This is a genomic window from Holdemania sp. Marseille-P2844 (genome assembly GCF_900120005.1).
Classification (GTDB): domain Bacteria; phylum Bacillota_I; class Bacilli_A; order Erysipelotrichales; family Erysipelotrichaceae; genus Holdemania.
The window spans coordinates 150333-170518 of sequence record NZ_LT635453.1 but is presented as its reverse complement, the minus strand read 5'-3'; the positions used below and the strand labels follow the sequence as shown (position 1 = coordinate 170518).

Below are 20186 nucleotides of genomic sequence, written 5' to 3'. Positions count from 1 at the left end.
CCCGGCTGTGATTGCGTATTTCCTGGCTATTTCTTATCGTCCGACGGCAGATAGAAAATCTGTTCGCCTTCCTTGGAAAGCATAAAGCTTCCCCGCGCATAGCTTTGTACGTAAGCAGGATCTTCAAGTTTATCCCGCTGCAGTGTCAGATATTTATTTTCTTCCTGGAGTGTTTTCAGTTCTTCCTCAACTCGGGAGATCTGTTGCTTCAATTCCATCGTCGTTAAGATTTCCTTAACTACGCCGTAAAGCATAAACAGGGAAAAACAGATTACGACCAGACTGATGAACTTTGCAAGCATGCTCCGTTTTTTCCGTCCTTTGGGTTTGACGGTTTTCGGCTCATTTTTATTTTCAGCTGTCAAGTTCAATTCCTCCTTCGCCTGTTTTCTTGCGAAAATGATAAAAATTTAGGTGCATCTTTATTATACTGAAAATTCATTTAAACGCAAGTGAAACTCCGGTGAACTGACTGCGGCTACAACCGCTTGAAATGAAAAAATACGAAAAGAATCCGCACTTCAGTCAGATTCTTCCTTCGGCGGCACACGGCCGGGATGTTTCCGGCTTCGTTTGATCTGCCGTTTTTCCTCTTTCTTCTGCCGCTTCAGCTGCTTTTCGTGATGTTTTTTCTGATGCTTCAACTTTTTGTTCTGCCGCTTTTCGTCCCTTTTCTTATGCCGGATTTCCTGGCGATGTTTAAAAGCCGCCTGACTTTTCGCTTTTTGTTTCTTAAATCCGGTCAGCTGCCTGACGATACCGCGCACAAGCCCTTCAAATAAGGGAGAAAAGGTCATCGCGTAAAATTTAAGGTAAACTGCGGCGCCCAGCACGAAGACGGCGATCAGATACGTCTGCGTCTGCCCGCCGGTAATCGGCAGCAGGCCGGCGTACATCAGCGTGACGAAAAGAAAAAAGTAAAGCGTTTCGATCACCCAGCGCACAAAATGGCGTCGATAGTGCCACGTCAGCCGGTTCATGCCGCTCCAGGTCAGGGCGAATACCCAGCCGCTGAAAAAATGATAGACCAGCGCCTGAAACTGCTGGGGAAGCAGAATCATTTCAGCAGCTTACCTAAAAAGGATTCCTTGCCCGGTCCTTTTTTGTTTACGATATATTCCAGGCGGTCGATCAGGCCGCGGATGCTGACCTCGCCGCGTTCCGTATCCAGCTTGCCCAATGTCAGATCCTTCCCCTGCACCAGCATCCAGCCCTGGCTGGTTTCCAGAAGAAACTCATTGCTGTCGAAGCTGTCGATCTGCTTCACTCCCGTCAGATCCAGACTTTTGCGGTCTTTCATCACCACGTTATGATAGGGATTCGTTTCGAATTTCAAGGGATTGGATAACAGACTTTCACTCATAAAGAAAACCTCCTGTTCCCTATCAACCTATGAACAGAAGGTTTCGTTTATTCCAGCTCGACGCGTTTTTCCTCCACGACCTCATACATGGAAGCCGCGTCTTCCTTGCGGGTGTACTGAGTGGTTTCCGTCACGCGCACCGTCAGCTGACGCTGGCCGAAAATCACGGTGATCAGGTCGCCAGCCTGGACTTCGCTGGCCGGTTTGGCCACTTTGCCGTTGATCAGCACGCGCTGATGATCCGCCAGGTCCTTTGAAACCGTGCGGCGTTTTAAGATCCGGGCCACCTTTAAATATTTATCCAATCGCATTCCATCACCTCTGCTTCTTATCATACCATAGTTTGATTCTCTTTTTAAGCTCGCGGCGTTTCTGCCCTTCCGGGACTGTCTTCTTCCAGCCAGAATATTTCGTCGACGTGCAAGCCCAGCCGCCGCGCCAGTTTCATTGCCAGCTCCAGCGTCGGATTGTATTTATCGTTTTCAATCGCGATGATCGTCTGGCGGCTGACGCCTAATTCCTTCGCCAGATCTTCCTGACGCAGTCCCGCCTGCTTGCGCAGTTCTTTGACCCGGTTTCGCATTCAGGTTATCCCTGCATCAGACCCACGCCCAGAGCGACCGCCAGGACAAGGATGACAAACGCTGCCGCAGCTGTCCATAACAGCTTATTCGGCTCATGATATTCGTCGTCGCCGGCGATCATCCGCCGTTTTAAGGCAAGCTGTGAAAATCCCTGGACACAGACGGCCATGCCTAAGACCAGCGAGGGCCATGGATGATATTGGCTATGGTTCAGCCAGGTCTGTCCGCAATTCCATAAGGTTGCTGCACACAAAGCAAGCAAGACGGCTTTGTAGCCCCAGGCTTCCGAGCGAAGCTGAATGTTCCGATCCATTTCATCTCTCTTTTTCATCCTTGATGCCTCCTTATCTGAGAGTTCTTTAATATTAAACTCTTTTTACATTTTCATTATAATCTCTGCTTTTGTAATGTCAAGACATTTTAACATTTTCACATAGCTTATTCTTATCAATCCCCTGTCCTCTGAATCGGAGTTTTCCTTTTTCTGCAGAATTTTAAAAGATTCAGTTTCACAAAATCAAATATCCGTTTGGCTCTGTTCATAAATCTATTCCCGGTTTATACTGATCAGAAAGAAATGAGGAATCGCCATGCGAAAACTGACGAACGATCAGGCGCTGGAGTTCGGCGTCCAGCCTGTGCATCATCAAATGAATAACGGCGAGCTGCGGTTTCGTCTGACCCGGGAAACGGGAAGCAGTTATATTCTGACGCTGGGCACAAACCAGAGTGGATGGCAGTCCAGCCACATCCATCATCGGAAGCGGGAGTTTTACATTGTAGAACAAGGGTGGATTGTGATCGCCTTGTGGCAGTCGGAACAGCTGACCTTCCGCCGCCTGGATCCTGACGAGTGCTTTATGCTTCCGCCGGGACTTCCGCATAATGTCTATCTTTTTGAAGGCACGGTGCTGCACACGATAAAATATGGCTGTTCGGATTCCGATTGGGAAGCAGCGCCGGCGCTGGATGACAAGCTGCGCCGGGAAACGTTTGACGGCAAAACGTTTTTTATCGGCTGAGGCTCTGTAAAAGGAATCCTTCTAAAGCCAAAATTCCAGATCTGACTACATCCGCCATCGTTCCATGGACATTCGCTATATTTTTGTATAAATTAAAGGTTTTTTTATTCCGTTTTCCAACATAAAACAGACGTCTTCCGCACTTCGCAAACCCGAAGACAGCGGCAGACGCCTGTTTTTTCATTTTTTGCTTAAATTGGACGATCTTATGATTCTGTACTGCAGTTTGCCAAAAATAAAGATTCTATGTTCGATACCGTCTGGTCATCCGCCGCCCGTTTCTCATTCAATGCCGTTACACGAGTTAATGTTCGTGATTGCGGATCAGCAGCCGGCTGAACGCCTGCGCGATATCCAGATGCTGCGGCTGCAGCGGCGTCTCCTCTTCCAGCACGACAAACGCTCCCAGCCAGTCGCCGTACACCGCAACCGGGAAGATCGTTCCCTTAAAGGTTTCCGGCTTAGCGGCGAATAAGCGCACCTGATCAAACGGACGGACATGATACGCCTTCACGCACTCCTGAAATTCCACCGACAACGACTGACTGCGCCATTCATCCAGCTTCGCCTGACCGACGCATAAGATCTGATCGTCCTCTACAAACAAGACCGGATGTTCCGTGACTTCCTGCAGCGTCTGACACATCCGCGTAATCGACTCCGTTTCATCGCTCAGGACGGAGAATTTCTTCAATACGATTTCAGAATCCTCGTTGACGAAGAATTCAATCGAATCCCCTTCCTTGAGCTTATATATTTTACGGATTTCCTTCGGGATGACCAAACGCCCTAAGTCATCCAGTCTTCTAACTATACCTGTTGCTTTCATGCCGACTCTCCTTTACGTACAAATAGTATGGGACAGCCGGCCCCGGATTATTCTATGAAACTTCCAGTTTCTTACTTTGATCCAACACTTCGATGGCCAGCGCCAGTTCATTTCCTTTTTTCGGCAGCCGGACAATATTCTTGCCCTGCACATACCGGAGCTGGATATCCTTGGAGATCGTCGTGAAGGTTTCAAATAATTTCACGCCGTCGATATGATCGGAAAAGGCTTTGGAGAAGACGATTTCCATCTGGTTTTTAACGTCGCGGAAAGAATCGATCCGCGGTTCGTTCAGCAGGATATCGAGTCGTTTCTTCTCAAACAACAAGCCGACGGATTTCGGCATTTTGCCAAAATAATCCTGGGTTTCTTCTTTCAGCGCCATGAGCTGCGCTTCATCCGCCGTTGCATCAATCCGCTGGTAAAGCGAGATTTTCTCAAAATCCAGCGGGGCGAACTGCTTCGGAATGTAGCCGTCGACCTGAACCTGCGCGCGGACAGGTTCTTTGACCTCCGGCTTGACTTCGCCTTTCTTCTCGGCGATCGCTTCCTGCAGCATTTCAATATACATATCAATCCCCACGGTGTCGATGAAGCCGGACTGACTCGGGCCTAACAAATCGCCGGCGCCGCGGATCGTCAAATCCCGCATCGCGATCTTATAACCGCTGCCCAGCTCCGTGAATTCCTTGATCGCCTGCAAGCGCTTCTGAGCGATCTCGTTCACCTGCTTGCGCGGACGCACCATCAGATAGGCATAGGCGATGCGGTCGCTGCGGCCGACCCGGCCTTTGATCTGATAGAGCTGTGCCAGACCGAAGGTATCGGCGTTTTCGATCAGAATTGTGTTGGCGTTGGGAATGTCGATGCCCGTTTCGATAATCGTCGTGCAGATCAGCACGTTCACTTCGTTATCCGTGAACTGCATCATGACTTCCTCAATTTCATCGCGGCTCATCTTGCCATGAGCGACGGCGATTTCCGCTTCCGGCACGTCCTGCTTGATCTGACGGGCGACATTGTAGATTTCCTGGATGTTGTTGAACAGGTAGAACACCTGTCCCTGCCGGGCCAGCTCGCGCTCGATGACTTCCTTGACCAACGCCCGGTTTTTCTCAATGACATAGGTCTGCACAGGCATCCGGTTGCTCGGCGGTGTTTCCAGCTGGGACAAGGAGCGGATGCCGATCAGCGACATCTGCAAGGTGCGCGGAATCGGCGTGGCGGAGAGCGAAAGCACGTCGATGGATTCCTTCATTTCCTTGATCTTTTCCTTATGTTCAACCCCGAAGCGTTGTTCTTCGTCAATGACCAACAGCCCGAGATCGTGAAACTGCACGTCTTTGGACAGAATCCGGTGCGTGCCGATGATCATATCGACCTTTCCTTCCTTGAGTTCGCGCAGAATTTCCTTTTGTTTGGACTCCACGACAAACCGGTTGAGGACCTCGACGTGAATCGGGAAGTTTTCAAAGCGCTTCATGGCCGTGGCGGTGTGCTGCAGGGAAAGGATCGTGGTCGGGCACAAAAACGCGACCTGCTTGCCCTCGGTAATCGCCTTGAACGCAGCCCGCAGCGCGACCTCGGTCTTGCCAAAGCCAACGTCGCCGCACAACAGACGATCCATCGGTTTGGACTGCATCATGTCTTTTTTGATCTCCTGCACGGCCAGTGCCTGATCGGGCGTCAGCTCGTAATCGAAATCGTCTTCAAATTCCTGTTGGAGCGGAGAATCCGGCCCGTAGGCGTAGCCGATATTTTCCTCGCGTTGGGAATACAGCTTGACCAGGCGGTCGGCAATCTCGTTGACATTGTCTTTCAAGCGCTGCTTGGTCTTTTCCCAATCATGGCTGCCCAGCTTATTCAGTTTCGGCACAACCCCTTCACGGGAGACGAATTTACGCACCAGACGGAATTGTTCCAGCGGAACTAACAGCTCGTCGTTGCCCTTGTAGACGACGCGCAGGAAATCCTTATGAACACCGTTGAACTCGCGGGTCACGATCCCAAGGTATTGCCCGACGCCGTGTTGGGAATGAACGATAAAATCGCCCGGCTGTAAATCCTGATAGCTGCTGAGTGCTTCGGCTTCCTTGAACTTGGAGGCGTAGCGGCCCAGCTTGGTCTTTTTCTTAAATAGTTCGTGCGAAGTGTAAACGACAATGTTTTCCTTAAGCGCCTCAAACCCTTCGTCCAATGACTGATTGATCAAGACCAGACCTTCGTCATGCGGCTTACGATCATTGAGCAGAAACGGAATTTCCTTGCCTTTGAGGATCGGCACGATTTCCTTCAGCTCATGTTCCTGCAAGAAGAAATACAGCTGACGTCCGCGGCCTTCCTTCAGGGCGATCTGTAGCTTCATTTCCAGCGTTTCGTTGGGCAGCGCAACCTCGCGGATCATCGCGTGCGGAACTCTGCGCAGCGAATCGAAGCTGTCGATTTCCGTAACCTTGCGTCCGGCGAGCACGGTGTTTAATTCATGCTGGACGGTGAAGCGCGGCAGCATTTTCAGCTCCAGCGTCATTTCCTGAATATACGCCGTCGTTTCCTCGCTCAGTTGATGAAGATGGGTTTTAATCTGATCGGGATGGGACAGGAAAACCTGAGCTTTAGGACAGTAGTCGATCAGCGAGCTGTTGTCATCAAGATAGCTCAGATAAGGATACAGCCGGCTTTCCCGCAGATGAGCGCGCATCGTTTCCATATCAAGGTCAATGATACCCTCGATCTGTTCGTATTCGCCATGGGTATAGCGGCTTTTGAGCGACTCGAGATGGCGGCGGACGCGCTGCTGAATCAAGCTTATCTGCTCGTCATCCAGAAGCAGGTCGGAGGCCGGGACAATTTCAGTTTCGGCTTTGACCTCGACGGTGCGCTGGGTGGCGATATCAAAGGTGCGGATACTCTCGATCTCGGTATCGAAAAATTCAATCCGCACCGGGGTTTCACTGTTGATGGAGTAGATGTCGATAATCCCGCCGCGGCTGGCGAAGCACAGCGGCTGGTCGACGCGGGCGGTCTGTTGATAACCGGCCGCGATCAGCGTGCGTTTCAGCTCGTTCATCGACACTTCCATACCGGTCTTCAAGACGATCGTACAGAGCTTAAACTGGGCCGGTGAGGGCAGATAGCGAACCAACGCCGACGCGTGGGTGACGCAGATCAGCTGATCCTCGTTCAGCAGCCGGTTCAGCGTTTCGACTTTTTCCGCCGTGGCTTCCGGCGAAGCGGCGATGGCTTCCACGCGCAGCGATTCTTCCACGCTGAAAAGCGCGCAGACCTGCGGAGAAAGCAGGGATTTGAGCTTCTCCGCCAGACGCTGTGCGGTATATAAGTTATTCTTGACGATCAACATCGGCCGCGGATGTTGCGCGTAGCTGGCGGCCAGAATCAGCGCTTCTTCCGTGAGGGAAGACGCGGAGAGGAAGGCTTGTTGCTCCGTGCAGGCCAAAACGGCTGGATTGTTTGCCAGCCGGCCTAACAGGAAATTCATCGGCTGCGGTTGAAGCGGTTCATGACGTCGCTGATCGGCATCGTCATACTGGCTTTGGCCGCTTCCGCCGCATGGTTGATCGCCGCCTGATAGTCCTCGCGCTGATCGGCCGGGACTTTGCCCAGCACATAATCGACGATTGGAATCAAAGGATTTTTGTCGATTCCGACGCGGATCCGGGCGATATCCTGAGTATGCAGATGGTCGATGATGTTCTTCATCCCCTTCTGGCCCCCGGCGCTGCCGGAGGTGCGGATACGGATCTTGCCGACAGGCAGATCGAGGTCGTCGTGAATTACCAAAATCTGATCGACCGGGATTTTATAGAACTGGACGGCCTGGATCACCGCTTCCCCGGAATTGTTCATGTAGGTCTGGGGTTTCATCAAAAGGATCGTTTCCTGTCCGGTGCGCACTGTTGTGATCAGCGCGTTGAACTTGGACTGGCTGATGCCGGTGTTCAACAGATCAGCCAGCCGGTCCAGCACATCGAAACCGGCGTTGTGACGGGTATGTTCGTATTCTCGGCCGGGATTGCCTAAGCCGACGATTAACTTCATAAATCATTCCTCCTGTCTTTTCATAGAAGCGTAGTTCAACCTCTTGTTGAAGGGGTGCACCATTTTGTGCTCACCGTGTCAACAAGACGCAAAATGACCGGATTTCAATTCATCCCGGTCTTTTCGTGCGCGATCATTATATCAGAATTCTGCCCGGTTGTCCTATCCGCAGACTTGATTTTTCGTCTTTTCTTTTTTCTCAAATGAAAAGGCAACCTCTTTTGAGATTGCCAAATATTTTTAAATCCCGTTTCAGACCAGGGACTTTCAACTTTTCGCAGACGAAGTTTCCTTCTGCTATTTACAGCTTTACGCAGGATAACAGTTTTATCCATCATTTTTGCGACATTTTATGTTTTATTCTCCTGATTTCAAAAAAATTCGGGTTAATACAAAATCCGGTTTGTTATTTTTCCGGCTTTTCTTCTTCTGCCGCTTCCGTTTTCGACCAGCTCTGCATCGGACTCACTTCGCGGATTCCCAGATCCCGCAGGATGTTGCCGCCCATTTCCGTTGCCGCCCAGCTGGACACCGGCTTTTCCACCCGCTGCGCTAATTCCGTATCGCCGCGATCCTGCGCGATTCCCGCCAGGAAAGCCGCGGCGATATTCCGGTAAATATCCAGCATCTGCCGGGAACATTTCATTTTTCTGATCAGGCCCTGCGCCAGATCCAGAAATACGGCTTCCCCGCGGTCGCCCTGCTTCGTATACCAGTTCCAGCTGGCGGAGTATAACTGATAGAACAGCTGATCCTGAAAATAATCTTCCTTTTCCAGCACCTTTTCATGCAGGCGGTTTAACAGCTCGGTCTTGTTCTGGCTGTACGCTTTGAAGCTGCACGCGAAACAGAGATAATAAAAACTATCTTCGTTTAAGCCGATCTTATTGCGCCGGCGATGCTTCGGATCAATGATGATTTTACTTAAATCAATACGCTGCAGGCATGCTTCAATTTCAGACAACTCATGATAAAACTTGATCAATCCCCACAATTTCAGGATTTCACCTTTCGCCGCAAACTCCGGATCCTGAATCGACGTGATAAACTGATCAATTACCGGAAAAAATTGGGCTTCATCGCCGATCTGATCGACGCAGGCAATCAGTTTTTTCATTTTCTTGGAACGCTTCAGCAACGTCAGCAGGGAAATCAACATGCCCGCTGAAATCGCGAAGCAGACAATCGTAATTACAAGACTCATAAAAAAAGTCACCTCTTCGGTGACATTATACCTGATTTAGCTCAGGAAAAAAAGCATTGCCGGTTTCTGTCAGTCGCCAAGTCTTCCGAAGAAGGTCAGCGCGATCAGGCCACTGATCCCTACCAGACTGTAGATAATCCGTGAAAACAGCGTGCCTGGACCAAACAGGAAGGAAACCAGGTTGAATTCAAAAGCTCCGACCAGACCCCAGTTGACTGCGCCGACGATGACCAGAAGCAAGGCAATTCCATTGATCATTTTCATCTCATCGATCCTCCTGGTCGTTAGTATGGCCAGCCTCGAACCATTTTATAACTTTAAATAGAAATTGGAAAACTTCGTGGCGTTTTTTTCTCTCTGAGCCTCAAATTTTTTTTCCTTCCCTCTATTTCAACCTTGGCTTTTACAGGAACTTTCCGCAAGCAGAAGTCGCTGGTTGCCAATCACATTTCAAAAGTTATCCCGTAAATCCGAACTTTTCGCTGCCTGCTTTTGGTTTTAAATAAAAAATTCCCACGGTCTGCCCATGAGAATTTCTTTTGTTTATTCCACTTCCAATTTCTTTTCAAGAATAAAGTAGATGACGCCGTAGAACAAAGCACAGGTCAGCAAGGCGATCAGAATCTCCACCGCGAGGATTCCATTGGTCGGCATTCCGTGCAGCAGCTGAGTCAGCGGGCCGGAAAAGCTGTCGCGAATCATCCCCAGCACGATCGAAATTGCGAAGAACAGCGTCACGGAGATCGCCGTCTTATGCCGCGGCGTAAACTTCGTCTGCGGCAGCGTAATGACCATATAAACATACAGAATCATTTCCGCCATGCCCGAGAAAATCAGAACCAGTGCCAAGATCGATCTTACCAGATCTGACAGATCTATATGCAGATGGGAGAATAAGCGCATCCATTCCGACCAGCTTGGCAAGTCCATCCCCACCAGAATTCCGGCAACCAGAACCATGAGCATATAACCAAACATCAATACGAAACCGGCGATCAAAATCCACAGAATATCCGCCACTACCTTGCTTAAAATCAGCTGATGCGTTGTGACCGGCAGCGTCAGGGTCAGATAACCCGGGCGTTTAAACATGGAATTCCGGTAATTCAGTGCAATGTTGATCGCTGTGCTGATGATGATCGCCATTGTCAGAATACTAATCACAAGAATGGAAATCATGCCCAGCATGTTCATCGTCGAGTCCGTTTGAACCATCGCCTGATTCATCATAATCTGATCTTTAAATAAGATCGGCGACAGACCGCAGGCGGCGATGAAGACCAGATAGATAATCCCATAGCTGCGCCATTCATGAATCAATTCATATTTTAAGAGTTTTAACATTTGAAGACCTCCCGGAAAACTTCGTCTACCGATTTTCCTGTTTCCGCCCGGAGCTGCTCCGCATTCTCATGCATGGCCAGCTCTCCATATTTCAAGAAGATAACATCGTCGAAGATTTTTTCGATATCGCTGATCAAATGCGTGGAGATCAGAACGATTGCGTCTTCGGCATAGTTGTTCAGGATAATATCGAGAATCAATTCGCGTGCCGCCGGATCGACTCCGCCGATCGGCTCGTCCAGCACATAGATCCGGGCTTTGCGGCTCATGACCAGACACAGCTGAAATTTCTCCTTCATGCCCTTGGACATTGACTTAATCCGCATGTTCGCATTCAAATCCAGACGCTTCATCAACAGGCGGGCTTTTGTACTGTCAAAGTCTGCGTACATATCCTCAAACATCTTCAGCGCATCGCTGGCTTTCATCCAGTCGCTGAAATAGCTCTCGTCCGGCAGATAGGAAATCATGCTTTTGGTATAAGCATCCGGCTTATGCCTGTCGATCAGAATCTCGCCGCTGTAATCCCGAAGCAGGCCGTTCATAATCTTGATTAAGGTCGTCTTACCGCTGCCATTGGGGCCCAGCAGCCCGATGATCTGACCTGGAATCAGATCCAGATCTACATTTTTTAACGCCGTTGTCTGACTGTAAGATTTCGTCAAGCCCCGGATCTGAATCAAAGGTTTAATGTTTTCCGTTGTCATTGTCTCTCTCCTTTACATAATAAGCGGTCTGGGTGAGAATTTCTTCCCCCTCAAATCCCAGATTCTCCATCTCTTTCACATAGCGGCTGATGCAGGAAGTCGCCATCTGCTCGCGAACCAGACTGATCAGTTCCTCATTTTCACAGATAAAACGACCTGCGGTTCGTTCGCTTTTCAGTAGCCCTTCACGCTCCAGCTCGGATAACGAGCGCTGCACGGTATTGGGGTTGACGCCGAAATGCAGAGCCAGATCCCGTACGGAATCGACCCGATCGCCAGGCTTTAACCGTCCGGATACGATCTCTTTTTTGATATAATCCATGACCTGGATATAAATCGGAAGGTTGGAATCAAAATCGATTGCCATAGGTTTTCTCCTCTCTGTATTAGTACACTAATACAATAACATTATCTAATACTTCTGTCAACACAAAAAAAAACAAAGTCTTCGCCTTGTTTTTTCGTGTGAAAAATCTCATTCGCATTCTTTTGTGCTTGCACGTTGGGAAGCTTTCCGATTTTCTCCCTGCTGCAGGCGAAGCTGAGCTTCCGCAAACTGACGATCCCACAGAGCGATCAACAGAGCTTCCTCGGGCGACAACCGCGTTCGCCACGCATCATCCAGATCCATAATAAATAATTTTTCCAGTTCTTTTCTGCGGCCTTCATCCATTCTTTTTTCCTCCTGTCACATAATGTAGTCTTTTTGTGACAGCTGTTTTATAATGAATTTAACCTTCAAATAAGCCTTTATATAAAGGCTTATCCTTACAATTTAGGATGAAGCAAAATGCCTACTTTTTTTGTCAAAAATCGTTGTTGAAACGAAATTTCTGATGGACTTGTTTTAAATCCTGATAAGTTGATTATTTCCCCTTTTAAACAATTCCTAAAAAATCCATCTCTCTGTTTTTTGCCCGCAGACCTGCCAGGAAGGTGGATTTTTATGTTCCTTTATGATTTTTTTATTTTATCGGGAAGTCGTTTGTTTGATACTGCGCTTTCTCCCGCTTCTCGTCCTTGGAAGTCAACTCATGCTTTCGATCTCAACGGTAAAGTACCCGGGCCAGACCTCGCCGCAGTCTTCTGTGCCGGCGCTGCCGCTTTAAAATTCTCTGATACGCCTGCGGATCTTGGATATAGTCGAACTCACCGAGGAACTCAATGAATTCTCCGCCGAAGCTTTTCTTGAAATCATGAATACCGTAGTACGGATCCTTTGGATTCAGCGCGCCGGATACGCCTTCAAAATCATAGGTCTTCGCTCCCCTTTTCCAGCAATCCTCGATCACCGCGCTGTGCAGCGCAAAAGCGGCGCGGAAGTTCGGCAGAATTTTCTTTGTATACATATTGACGTTATAGACATGCTCGCCTTGTTGAATGATGAGTTTAGCGCCCAGTTTGATTTCACCCAGTCCCTGATAATCCCGCATCAGTTCCGCAATCTCCTGATCCAGCGCCGCAATCTGTTTCTGATTTTCAGCGAGGCGTTGAGCATTGATCAACTTTCCCTGCTGACAAATAAGCTGTTCGCGCAGAAGTTTCAGATGACTCAAAGCCTGATCGACATTTGCGCTGACAACATACAAACGGGCCTGATCAGGGAAACATTCCATCAGCTGCCGGAAATCCTTTTCTTTTTTGGGCAGAAAATGCAGCTTATGCGCCAGCTCCCGTTCCGCTTCGACTAAGATCGACAGATCTCGCTCATCACTTAATTTTACTGAAACCGCGCGCTGAATATTTTTCTTCTGATAGGCGGTGTAATGCTTTATCTGTTTCCGGATCGTTTCCAGCGGCTGATCAAGATTCAGACAATAGGTAAACCGCGACATCCGGTTGCCGCTGTAACCATAGGTATACCCCAGATGACGATAACCGCAGGCTTCCATCTGCGCCGTCACAAATTCGTTGTTAAATCCCTCCGGTTTAATCCGGCCATCTTTTTCATGCTCGATCCGCGGAATGTTCAGCTCCATCCGCAAATACGCGGCACCGCGCCGCTTTGCCAATTTCGTTAAAGCGCTGGCAAAGAATTGCAAGGTTTCTGAGTTCGTATAATCCAGATTGAATCCATAACAGAGATAACCATACTCCTTCCTGCCGCATTTCTCCCATTGGATTAAGGCTGTCGCCACAATTTCATCCTTTTCATTGCGGGCGGAGACCCGCTGAACCTCAATCCCCTTTCGGCGACAAAGTTCGCCATAAAAATGGGTTTTCGTATAGTGCGGAATTTTCCCGCTGGCCGCGAAGGCGTCGAAGGGCTGGGACTGTTCATGTTCGATCAGTCTTAACATGTCTTCACCCTCCATCGCCGCACCGCTTTGATCAAGGCGATACCCCGATCCAGCGTCCAGGCAAGAACCGGCATGACCGGCAGATCAAATTCGCCGATCATCTCTTCAATCTGAATTGGAAAATTTCCTTTAAAGACGCTGAGTCCATCGTCCAGCGTCCCTTCCACGCCACCCAGATTGCAGCGCTGAATGCCCATTTTCCGCGCCTTTTCAAACAATCGCCAGTGTGCGGAATACGGCGCGCGATAGGAGAGAAATTCACTGTGGGTGCCCGCGTACAGGACTTCCATCTGATCATCCTGAATCAAAGCCAATAATCCGCACAGCGTCACAACAGAAGAACCTTCGCTGATTTTTTTCTCCAGAAATTCCTGTTCCCGGTTCAGATTGATGATCTGTTCTTTTTCTGCTTTGTTTAAGTCTTCCGGTTTTCCTTGAAGCTCAGACAACTGATTTGTGATTCTGTCCAGCCGTTGCTTCAAATCTAGCCGGGCAGTGATCAGTACGGCACGTTCGCCATACAGGGCTGTTAACCGTTTAAAGTAGGCCGCATTGCGCAGATGGATTTTTTTCCGCTGTTCAGTTTGTTTCATCACTTCCGCAAAATGTTCCAGCTCGCTTTCGCCTTCATGGATCGTCACGCCGCATTTTTCAGCATGCCGGATACTTCGCCGGGTCTTGGCGCTTAACGCTGCCCAATCCATTTGTTCCCGCAGCATCACCGCCTGAAAGCGCGGCTGCGTGGCTTCACGCAGGTACAGCGTATATCCTTTATGGCGGCATTTCATTTCCGTCAGCTGCCGGATAACGGGAGCCTGACGATGCTCGCCGTGTTCCTGATTGCGTTGAACATAGGGGTATGTCCGGTCGATCAGATTCGGATCGAAGCGAATCGTGACCGCATGGCTGCGGCGCGCCAGCTTCTTCAGCTTTGCGAAGAAGAAACGAATTAACGGTTCATCCTGATAATTGACAATCGGACCACGGGGAATATAAAACAAACTCAGCCCCAGCGGCAGCGGACGAATCAAAATCATCGCATAAGCCCGAATTGTTCCGCCGCGGCGGACGACGACTTGTTTCATCGACCAGTTTTCCTTGACCTGGCTCCAGCGGGCATGTTGAAGTAAATTGTTCTGCGGATGGCCTTCCAGAAAATCTTCGATTTCCTGAGGTTTGGGATGTTCATCAAAAACATATTCGTCTGCGATCATAGCGATTCTCTCCTTCTATCCCTGAACCTCGATCTGTTTCTAAAATGATCGAATAAGCAGAGAGTCTACAAATGTAGTTCCAATATAAGTCTACATTTGTAGTTTTGTTTTGTCAAATTCTACTTGTGTTTTTCTTCAAGATTTCGCAACATTTCCTTTTTTCCTGGAATTTCAGGTTTCAAAAAAAGAACAGTCGCCCATTCTTTTTTTGTCGCTTTTAATTTGTCTGTTCAGGATTCTTTATCAAAAGACCAGTGAAAATAGTTAACTGGTTCAATGCCTTCGCGCCATTCACCCTCGGGATAGCCTTGTAATTCCCGATACCGTTTTAAATTTTCCTCCGTCAGCAGCGAATCCATAATGATGTTTTGAGATACGGTATAGCCGTTAATCGTACCCATCGGATTTTCTCCGGCTTCCCGGGCAATGGAATACGATTCAAAGAGACCCCTGCAGGTTTCGTCATCTCCTGTACATCCCTCTGCTCTGAACTCCAGCTCAATTTGTAACGTAGTTTGATCCTCGCTCATCTGAAAGCTGGATTTCAGCTCGGAAGGCAGCGGGTCGGTCATTTCAAACGTGACATCTCCATCAAATGCGCTGACGATCAACTTTCCTTCCTGTTTCTTCGCAGTTACGCCTTCCGCCAACACAATCGTTTCCGAAGAAGGTGTCGGCACTGTCTCTGCCGAGGCTTCCGGCGTTCTTTCTGCAGGGAGTGCCGCCGACGGATTTTTGGCAGGTTCTTTTATTTCCTGCGCCGCACAGCTTGCCAATACGAAACAGGCCAAAATTAGTGCAAACTTTTTCATTCGATGTCTTCCTTTCTTCTGTCAAATATCAAAAAAACCAGATCAAAAACATATAAACTTTATTTAGCTATCGAATTTTTTCAAAAGTCAGATGATCTATTAATTCCAATTTTCCGTATTCTTTCGGATAAAAACCTACTGACTTCATATAATTGATTGATTTTTCCGATAACATCATATCTAAGTCAGAGAACATGTAAACAATCTCACCATTATTAAACCTATAAACTTCATTCGCAAGAATAGATTCAGAATCTTCATCATTCATATCTTCCTGAGATTGAATAGCAAACTTATAATAACCATCGCTATAACAACCGCCTTCAAAATAATGATACAGGTGATCAATCGGCCACTCTATAAATTCAAAACTTGCGCTTTTTGATAATTGATCATAAATCATAAAGACATCAGAGGGTACTTCCTGATCAACAATAATTTTTAAATTCATACCTGATATTTCATAAACAGTATTTCCATTTTGAAAAACAGGATCAATAATATGAGAATAAAGATTGCTTTCTGTATAATATTGCTTTTTTAACTGTGCTTCTTCTTCAAGACTTTCAAAATGGGAGCCTGTATCGCTTAAATTTATTAAAAGTTTCTGTATTAAGTTGGAATAATCACGATCCAGTTGAACTAACCAACCGTTGAGTATTGCCAGATCACCATTAATAAAGCATACCGTCACAGGATCATGAAAGATATGTGCATCATTGATAAGTTCACCTCCCAGATTAACAATAAACGTAAATAATGGATTCTCCGCCAAGCTTTGATTTTGACTAATCCAGGTATTTTTTCCAATTTCAACATACTCGCCATGCAGATTTGAAAAAATATCGAAATAAGTATATTGATTGGGCTGAATCCAAGCCCAATTCACTTCTTTTTCCGGCTGCATATCCTCTCGGATATCAGGTACAGAAAGCTTGTTGATTCTGCCTTCAATGGGATTGATCGTTAATTCTCCCGTCCTGATTTCCGGCTGTTCATAACCGATCAAAGCATAGAAATCATAAAGCGCGTAAGGATCGTCAGTATAACTGATCTTTCCCTGTTGATCCTTGAGATAAAGCCATTGGGGATTGGTCCAGGCCAAATAGTCTTTCCCGTTAAAATGGATTTTCAAATCATAATAATAAGGTTCGCTGATAGGCGCTCGCTGGCGCTCAATCACCTTCTGCATCGTTTCCAGAACAGCCGGATCTTCGCTTTGAACCATCAGTTCCGCGTTGTCTTCATTGCGGCTGATCCGCAGCAACTGTTCTTCCGGCTGGCCTGGCTGAGTCTGAACGCCGCAGGCAATCAACATGGAACCCATGCCAGCACATAACAGGATCAACGTTAAGATCAGCGTCCCTTTCTTTTTCCTTGAGGAATCAAATAGGGCCTGAATTCTTTTTTTCAGCGGTTTTCCTGATGAAAAGCGGGTGGAGAACGCCGTCATCGGAAGACGGGTCTGACGGATGACATCGACGATCATCCGGCCATAGACTGCTCTGACTTCTTTCGGCTGGTCTTTTAACAGGCACTGATCGCACGCCATCTCGATATCATTTTCCGCCTGATTGTTCATCAGCCAGACGAGCGGATTAAACCAGTGGATCGTCTGCGCTGCGCTGAGCAGCACTTTCTTCCACAAATCCTTTTGTTTTAAATGAATTAATTCATGCATCAGAATCAGATCCAGATTTTCATGGTCCAACAATTCCGGCGCCAAAACGATTGACGGATTGAAAAAACCGATTGTCATCGGCGTCGGTGCTGACCGGCTGACCATCAGCGGCGGTATTTTCCTGATTTGCATTTTCCGGCACAGCTGGCGCAGCAGACGGCCTTGCGGACTTTGCCTGGAAATTCGCCGGCCGCGGGCCATCAACAGTTTTTTTACCTGATGATAGTCAAGAATTAAGCGAAGGAGGGAAAATCCCATGCCAAGGATCCAGATTCCCGTCAGAATCTGCACGGCAGAAAGGGAAAACCCGGACGCGGGTGAAAGGCTTTCTTCATTGTTTTTTTCAGGATTATCCGCAGGCGCAGTCTGCGGAATCTGAGGGACGGCGTTCTCCTCGGTCACCTCCGTAAGCAAAGTTTCGGTAAAAACGGAGGCAACGGGATGCGGCTGCACCATGGTCTGCGGAATGGGAATCGTAACCGCTGCGGAAGGCAGGGATATATTCCATGGCAGAATCAGCCGCAAAGCGATTGCCAGCCAGGCAAATACTGCCGCTGAAGCCCGGTAGCGTTTATGCAAAGCTTTGGAAAAAATAAACAGAAGCAGAATGAGCACAGACATGGAAAGAGAAATTTCAATGACCTGTCCGAACAAATCAACCATGCTTTTTTTCTTCTTTCCGAATGATTTCTTCCAGTTCTTCCAGATCTGCTTCTGATAGATTTTCATTTTTAACCAGCGTCATAAATAAGCTGCGCACCGACTTACGGTGAAACCGCTCAAAGAATCGAACTGTTTCCTGATCGCGATATTCTTCTTCGCTGATCAACGGAACATAGGTTTTCAACCGCCCCTGCTTGGCGACGTGTACAAACCCTTTCTCTTCCAGACGCGCCAACAGCGCCTGAATCGTCGACATTGTCCAGTCCCGTTCAATGTGTCTGGCAATTTCCGATGTTTTTGCCGGAATCTCGCATTGCCAGATCGCCGTCATCACTTCCAGCTCCGTGTCCGGCAGCCTTTTCTCTCCGCCCATGATTATCACCTCTACATTTGTCAATATAATCATAACGATTTCCTTTACAAATGTCAATGTGTTCTCTCGCTTCAACCCGTGAACACAAAAAAAGCTGTAACGCTTGGTTTTAGCCTTTTGCGTTACAGCTCTTTCTTCAGTTTATTTCTTTCCCGCAGTCTTTGTGCGGTCATACATGATTTTCAGATGACGCCGGCTGCCTTCGCCTTCGCTCTCCGTCTTGATGTATGGCCAGTCCGACAAATACTGATGGATGACTTTCCGTTCATCATTCGGCATCGGATCCAGTGAAGCATCCACTTTCGTGCGCTGCACCGTTTTCGCAATTCGTCCGGCAATCGACTTCACCTTTTCATACCGTTCTTCTTTGTAATGATTGATATCAATCATGACTGAGAAACGCTTGCGGAACGCTGAATTGACAGCTCCGCGCACCACGGTATTCAACGCCTGCAGCGTCTGGCCGTTCTTGCCGATGATCACCGCGTTGTTTTCCGCGTTCAGCATGATCCGATAACCGCCGTCTTCCTCAAAGATCTCAATTTCGACATCCTGATTCAGACCGGTGAAAAACTCGCCGATATAATTGAAGAGAAACTCTTTGACATCACAGGAAGCATAAACCTCAGCGGTGACTGAAGCTCCGATTCCCAGGAATCCTTGTTTTTCTTCGGTAACGAAATAAGTCAGTTCCTCGACGGACACGCCTTTTTCTTTCGCTGCGGAATTCAGTACGTCATTTAATGTTTTTCCTGTGTATTTCTTCATAAAGTCCCTTCTTTTCTATTTCTTATCGATATAGATAAACTGAACGAACAAGGTCTTAAAGATCATAACCAGCGAAGAAACAGCCCAGTAAATCGTCATGGCTGCCGGCCAGTTAACGGAGATGACAAGGATGAAGACCATCATGTAGATCATCATATTGCCGCCTGGCTGCTTGGTCTTTTCATACTTTTTATGATGTGCGGCGGCTTCCTTCTTCGCTTTCTGCGTCGCTAAGAACTGCGGCAGCATCATCGAACCGATCTGGCAGATCGCCATGATGACAAACAATACCAGATACAGCCACTGTCCCGACATAATGCCATGCAGCGGCGTTTCTTTCAGACTTAAGCCCCACATCGTGCCGTTAACGACGGATTCAGCACGCTGAACCGACATGTAAACCGCCATGATGATCGGCAGCTGAATGAAAGAGGAAATAATTGCGCCGAACGGATTGATGCCGTTTTCCTTGTATAAGCGCTGCATTTCCTGAGCCTGCGCCATCTGGGAACGCTCGTCGGTCTTGCCTTCGTACTTTTTCGTGATCCGGTTCATTTCCGGCTGGATGACCTGCATCTTCTGAGTCATGACCGTCGACTTGATCGTGAAGATCAGCGTGATCAGATGAACCAGCAGGGTGACGATGGAAACGGACAGCGCGACTCCGACATACGGCGTCAGGAAGTTAATTAACTTCGATAACGGGAAGACGAAGAATGCGTTGAACCAGTTTTCATTGGCCATCATATACTTAAACGTCGTCTCTGATGTGATTTGAATAACTTCTTTTGTTTCCGGATCTACTGGTGATGTGCATCCGCTTGCCAAAAACAGCAGCGCGACGAAGACCAACAGCAGAAGCAACTGTTTTTTACGATTTCTCATTGAACTCTCCTTAACTGAATAATCATGCGTACTTCTTTATTTTAACTTTTTTAATAAGGCTTTCCAAGTCTTTTTTGTTGTCTGCATAACTTTGTTCCAGAAACTTTTTCCTGACGATTAAAATTCCGTCAAAATTTTCATCAAAATCATAAATTTCCTGAAACATCATCCGCACCTGACGCTTGGTTTTGTTTCTGACCACGGCATTGCCCAATTTCTTGCCGACAGAAATTCCGATCCGGCTGTGCTCCTCTTTGCGTGCTTTGACATACAGTACGAAAGAAGGGCAGCTGACAAATTTCCGATGCTCAATAATCGTTTGAAATTCGCCGGCTTTTTTGATCCGATATTTTTTCTTCATCTTGATTTATTAAAAAAGCC

24 protein-coding genes are annotated in these 20186 nt (G+C 47.9%); 1 reads left to right on the top strand and 23 read right to left on the bottom strand.

All coding sequences use genetic code 11. The annotated features are described in order from the left end of the window. Positions 1-26 precede the first annotated feature (26 nt). The 6 genes from BQ7364_RS13405 to BQ7364_RS13380 all read right to left on the bottom strand — a co-directional run bounded on the left by BQ7364_RS13405 (position 27) and on the right by BQ7364_RS13380 (position 2278). A complete protein-coding gene (locus BQ7364_RS13405; protein WP_229056725.1) occupies positions 27-365 on the bottom strand; it encodes an FtsB family cell division protein in 339 nt (112 codons plus the stop codon). A 156-nt stretch (positions 366-521) separates the two neighbouring features. Then, positions 522-1061: a spore cortex biosynthesis protein YabQ gene (gene yabQ / locus BQ7364_RS13400; protein WP_072685207.1), complete on the bottom strand. Its 540-nt coding sequence runs from the start codon at positions 1059-1061 to the stop codon at positions 522-524. Continuing rightward, positions 1058-1363 (bottom strand): sporulation protein YabP, encoded by a 306-nt coding sequence (yabP, locus tag BQ7364_RS13395; RefSeq protein ID WP_072685206.1) that lies wholly within the window; start codon positions 1361-1363, stop codon positions 1058-1060. Before yabP ends, yabQ begins: the two co-directional genes overlap by 4 nt. Before the next feature lie 47 nt (positions 1364-1410). Then, positions 1411-1674 carry an RNA-binding S4 domain-containing protein gene (locus BQ7364_RS13390; protein WP_072685205.1) on the bottom strand — a complete coding sequence of 88 codons (264 nt, stop codon included), beginning with the start codon at positions 1672-1674 and terminating at the stop codon, positions 1411-1413. Positions 1675-1718: 44 nt separating this feature from the next. Continuing rightward, positions 1719-1946: a helix-turn-helix transcriptional regulator gene (locus tag BQ7364_RS13385; protein ID WP_072685204.1), complete on the bottom strand. Its 228-nt coding sequence runs from the start codon at positions 1944-1946 to the stop codon at positions 1719-1721. A 5-nt stretch (positions 1947-1951) separates the two neighbouring features. Further along, positions 1952-2278, bottom strand: coding sequence for a hypothetical protein (locus tag BQ7364_RS13380; RefSeq protein WP_072685203.1), 327 nt, complete (start codon positions 2276-2278; stop codon positions 1952-1954). A gap of 259 nt (positions 2279-2537) precedes the next feature. Between BQ7364_RS13380 and BQ7364_RS13375 the strand changes: the two genes are divergently transcribed. Then, positions 2538-2969, top strand: coding sequence for a cupin domain-containing protein (locus BQ7364_RS13375; protein WP_072685202.1), 432 nt, complete (start codon positions 2538-2540; stop codon positions 2967-2969). A 304-nt stretch (positions 2970-3273) separates the two neighbouring features. Here BQ7364_RS13375 and BQ7364_RS13370 read toward each other — a convergent pair whose 3' ends face one another. From BQ7364_RS13370 to rnpA, 17 genes are all read right to left on the bottom strand, one after another. Beyond that, on the bottom strand, positions 3274-3798 hold the full coding sequence (locus BQ7364_RS13370) for an AbrB/MazE/SpoVT family DNA-binding domain-containing protein (RefSeq protein WP_072685201.1): 525 nt from the start codon (positions 3796-3798) through the stop codon (positions 3274-3276). A 52-nt stretch (positions 3799-3850) separates the two neighbouring features. Further along, positions 3851-7294, bottom strand: a complete 3444-nt coding sequence (gene mfd / locus BQ7364_RS13365) for a transcription-repair coupling factor (protein WP_072685200.1) — start codon at positions 7292-7294, stop codon at positions 3851-3853. Continuing rightward, positions 7291-7854 carry an aminoacyl-tRNA hydrolase gene (gene pth, locus BQ7364_RS13360; RefSeq protein WP_006058324.1) on the bottom strand — a complete coding sequence of 188 codons (564 nt, stop codon included), beginning with the start codon at positions 7852-7854 and terminating at the stop codon, positions 7291-7293. The genes mfd and pth overlap by 4 nt, the downstream gene beginning before the upstream one ends. Positions 7855-8260: 406 nt before the next feature. After that, positions 8261-9058 (bottom strand): hypothetical protein, encoded by a 798-nt coding sequence (locus tag BQ7364_RS13350; RefSeq protein ID WP_072685198.1) that lies wholly within the window; start codon positions 9056-9058, stop codon positions 8261-8263. A gap of 69 nt (positions 9059-9127) precedes the next feature. After that, complete coding sequence (locus tag BQ7364_RS13345; protein ID WP_006058322.1) at positions 9128-9322, bottom strand: DUF378 domain-containing protein; 195 nt, start codon at positions 9320-9322, stop codon at positions 9128-9130. Positions 9323-9601: 279 nt separating this feature from the next. Then, on the bottom strand, positions 9602-10402 hold the full coding sequence (locus BQ7364_RS13340) for a hypothetical protein (RefSeq protein WP_072685197.1): 801 nt from the start codon (positions 10400-10402) through the stop codon (positions 9602-9604). Then, positions 10396-11094: an ABC transporter ATP-binding protein gene (locus tag BQ7364_RS13335; protein WP_200798813.1), complete on the bottom strand. Its 699-nt coding sequence runs from the start codon at positions 11092-11094 to the stop codon at positions 10396-10398. Before BQ7364_RS13335 ends, BQ7364_RS13340 begins: the two co-directional genes overlap by 7 nt. After that, a complete protein-coding gene (locus tag BQ7364_RS13330; protein ID WP_072685195.1) occupies positions 11090-11476 on the bottom strand; it encodes a GntR family transcriptional regulator in 387 nt (128 codons plus the stop codon). The genes BQ7364_RS13335 and BQ7364_RS13330 overlap by 5 nt, the downstream gene beginning before the upstream one ends. A gap of 108 nt (positions 11477-11584) precedes the next feature. Further along, positions 11585-11782, bottom strand: a complete 198-nt coding sequence (locus BQ7364_RS13325; protein WP_072685194.1) for a hypothetical protein — start codon at positions 11780-11782, stop codon at positions 11585-11587. 373 nt (positions 11783-12155) lie between these two features. Beyond that, positions 12156-13409, bottom strand: coding sequence for a lipid II:glycine glycyltransferase FemX (locus BQ7364_RS13320; RefSeq protein WP_072685193.1), 1254 nt, complete (start codon positions 13407-13409; stop codon positions 12156-12158). Beyond that, positions 13403-14623 (bottom strand): peptidoglycan bridge formation glycyltransferase FemA/FemB family protein, encoded by a 1221-nt coding sequence (locus tag BQ7364_RS13315; protein WP_072685192.1) that lies wholly within the window; start codon positions 14621-14623, stop codon positions 13403-13405. Before BQ7364_RS13315 ends, BQ7364_RS13320 begins: the two co-directional genes overlap by 7 nt. Before the next feature lie 230 nt (positions 14624-14853). Continuing rightward, entirely contained in the window at positions 14854-15435 is a 582-nt protein-coding gene (locus tag BQ7364_RS13310; protein ID WP_072685191.1) for a hypothetical protein, read from the bottom strand. A 67-nt stretch (positions 15436-15502) separates the two neighbouring features. After that, the gene (locus BQ7364_RS17560; protein WP_159432815.1) at positions 15503-17737 is read right to left on the bottom strand and encodes a M56 family metallopeptidase; all 2235 of its coding nucleotides are present in this window, start codon (positions 17735-17737) and stop codon (positions 15503-15505) included. 34 nt (positions 17738-17771) lie between these two features. Next, positions 17772-18185: a BlaI/MecI/CopY family transcriptional regulator gene (locus BQ7364_RS13295; protein ID WP_083538605.1), complete on the bottom strand. Its 414-nt coding sequence runs from the start codon at positions 18183-18185 to the stop codon at positions 17772-17774. A 108-nt stretch (positions 18186-18293) separates the two neighbouring features. After that, positions 18294-18920 carry a Jag family protein gene (locus BQ7364_RS13290; protein WP_072685189.1) on the bottom strand — a complete coding sequence of 209 codons (627 nt, stop codon included), beginning with the start codon at positions 18918-18920 and terminating at the stop codon, positions 18294-18296. A gap of 15 nt (positions 18921-18935) precedes the next feature. After that, positions 18936-19805, bottom strand: coding sequence for a membrane protein insertase YidC (gene yidC / locus BQ7364_RS13285; RefSeq protein ID WP_072685188.1), 870 nt, complete (start codon positions 19803-19805; stop codon positions 18936-18938). A gap of 22 nt (positions 19806-19827) precedes the next feature. Further along, entirely contained in the window at positions 19828-20166 is a 339-nt protein-coding gene (gene rnpA / locus BQ7364_RS13280; RefSeq protein WP_072685187.1) for a ribonuclease P protein component, read from the bottom strand. Between the last annotated feature and the right edge of the window lie 20 nt (positions 20167-20186).

Excerpts from the sequence above, each read along its gene's own strand:
- BQ7364_RS13320 (WP_072685193.1), bottom strand. The coding sequence starts at position 13,409 with ATGTTAAGACTGATCGAACATGAACAGTCCCAGCCCTTCGACGCCTTC.
- BQ7364_RS13350 (WP_072685198.1), bottom strand. The coding sequence starts at position 9,058 with ATGAGTCTTGTAATTACGATTGTCTGCTTCGCGATTTCAGCGGGCATG.
- BQ7364_RS13345 (WP_006058322.1), bottom strand. The coding sequence starts at position 9,322 with ATGAAAATGATCAATGGAATTGCCTTGCTTCTGGTCATCGTCGGCGCA.
- rnpA (WP_072685187.1), bottom strand. The coding sequence starts at position 20,166 with ATGAAGAAAAAATATCGGATCAAAAAAGCCGGCGAATTTCAAACGATT.
- yidC (WP_072685188.1), bottom strand. The coding sequence starts at position 19,805 with ATGAGAAATCGTAAAAAACAGTTGCTTCTGCTGTTGGTCTTCGTCGCG.
- BQ7364_RS13380 (WP_072685203.1), bottom strand. The coding sequence starts at position 2,278 with ATGAAAAAGAGAGATGAAATGGATCGGAACATTCAGCTTCGCTCGGAA.
- BQ7364_RS13370 (WP_072685201.1), bottom strand. The coding sequence starts at position 3,798 with ATGAAAGCAACAGGTATAGTTAGAAGACTGGATGACTTAGGGCGTTTG.
- BQ7364_RS13385 (WP_072685204.1), bottom strand. The coding sequence starts at position 1,946 with ATGCGAAACCGGGTCAAAGAACTGCGCAAGCAGGCGGGACTGCGTCAG.
- BQ7364_RS13375 (WP_072685202.1), top strand. The coding sequence starts at position 2,538 with ATGCGAAAACTGACGAACGATCAGGCGCTGGAGTTCGGCGTCCAGCCT.
- BQ7364_RS13295 (WP_083538605.1), bottom strand. The coding sequence starts at position 18,185 with ATGATTATATTGACAAATGTAGAGGTGATAATCATGGGCGGAGAGAAA.
- BQ7364_RS13390 (WP_072685205.1), bottom strand. The coding sequence starts at position 1,674 with ATGCGATTGGATAAATATTTAAAGGTGGCCCGGATCTTAAAACGCCGC.
- BQ7364_RS13290 (WP_072685189.1), bottom strand. The coding sequence starts at position 18,920 with ATGAAGAAATACACAGGAAAAACATTAAATGACGTACTGAATTCCGCA.
- BQ7364_RS13340 (WP_072685197.1), bottom strand. The coding sequence starts at position 10,402 with ATGTTAAAACTCTTAAAATATGAATTGATTCATGAATGGCGCAGCTAT.
- BQ7364_RS13330 (WP_072685195.1), bottom strand. The coding sequence starts at position 11,476 with ATGGCAATCGATTTTGATTCCAACCTTCCGATTTATATCCAGGTCATG.
- BQ7364_RS17560 (WP_159432815.1), bottom strand. The coding sequence starts at position 17,737 with ATGTCTGTGCTCATTCTGCTTCTGTTTATTTTTTCCAAAGCTTTGCAT.
- BQ7364_RS13325 (WP_072685194.1), bottom strand. The coding sequence starts at position 11,782 with ATGGATGAAGGCCGCAGAAAAGAACTGGAAAAATTATTTATTATGGAT.
- yabP (WP_072685206.1), bottom strand. The coding sequence starts at position 1,363 with ATGAGTGAAAGTCTGTTATCCAATCCCTTGAAATTCGAAACGAATCCC.
- BQ7364_RS13310 (WP_072685191.1), bottom strand. The coding sequence starts at position 15,435 with ATGAAAAAGTTTGCACTAATTTTGGCCTGTTTCGTATTGGCAAGCTGT.
- yabQ (WP_072685207.1), bottom strand. The coding sequence starts at position 1,061 with ATGATTCTGCTTCCCCAGCAGTTTCAGGCGCTGGTCTATCATTTTTTC.
- mfd (WP_072685200.1), bottom strand. The coding sequence starts at position 7,294 with ATGAATTTCCTGTTAGGCCGGCTGGCAAACAATCCAGCCGTTTTGGCC.
- BQ7364_RS13315 (WP_072685192.1), bottom strand. The coding sequence starts at position 14,623 with ATGATCGCAGACGAATATGTTTTTGATGAACATCCCAAACCTCAGGAA.
- pth (WP_006058324.1), bottom strand. The coding sequence starts at position 7,854 with ATGAAGTTAATCGTCGGCTTAGGCAATCCCGGCCGAGAATACGAACAT.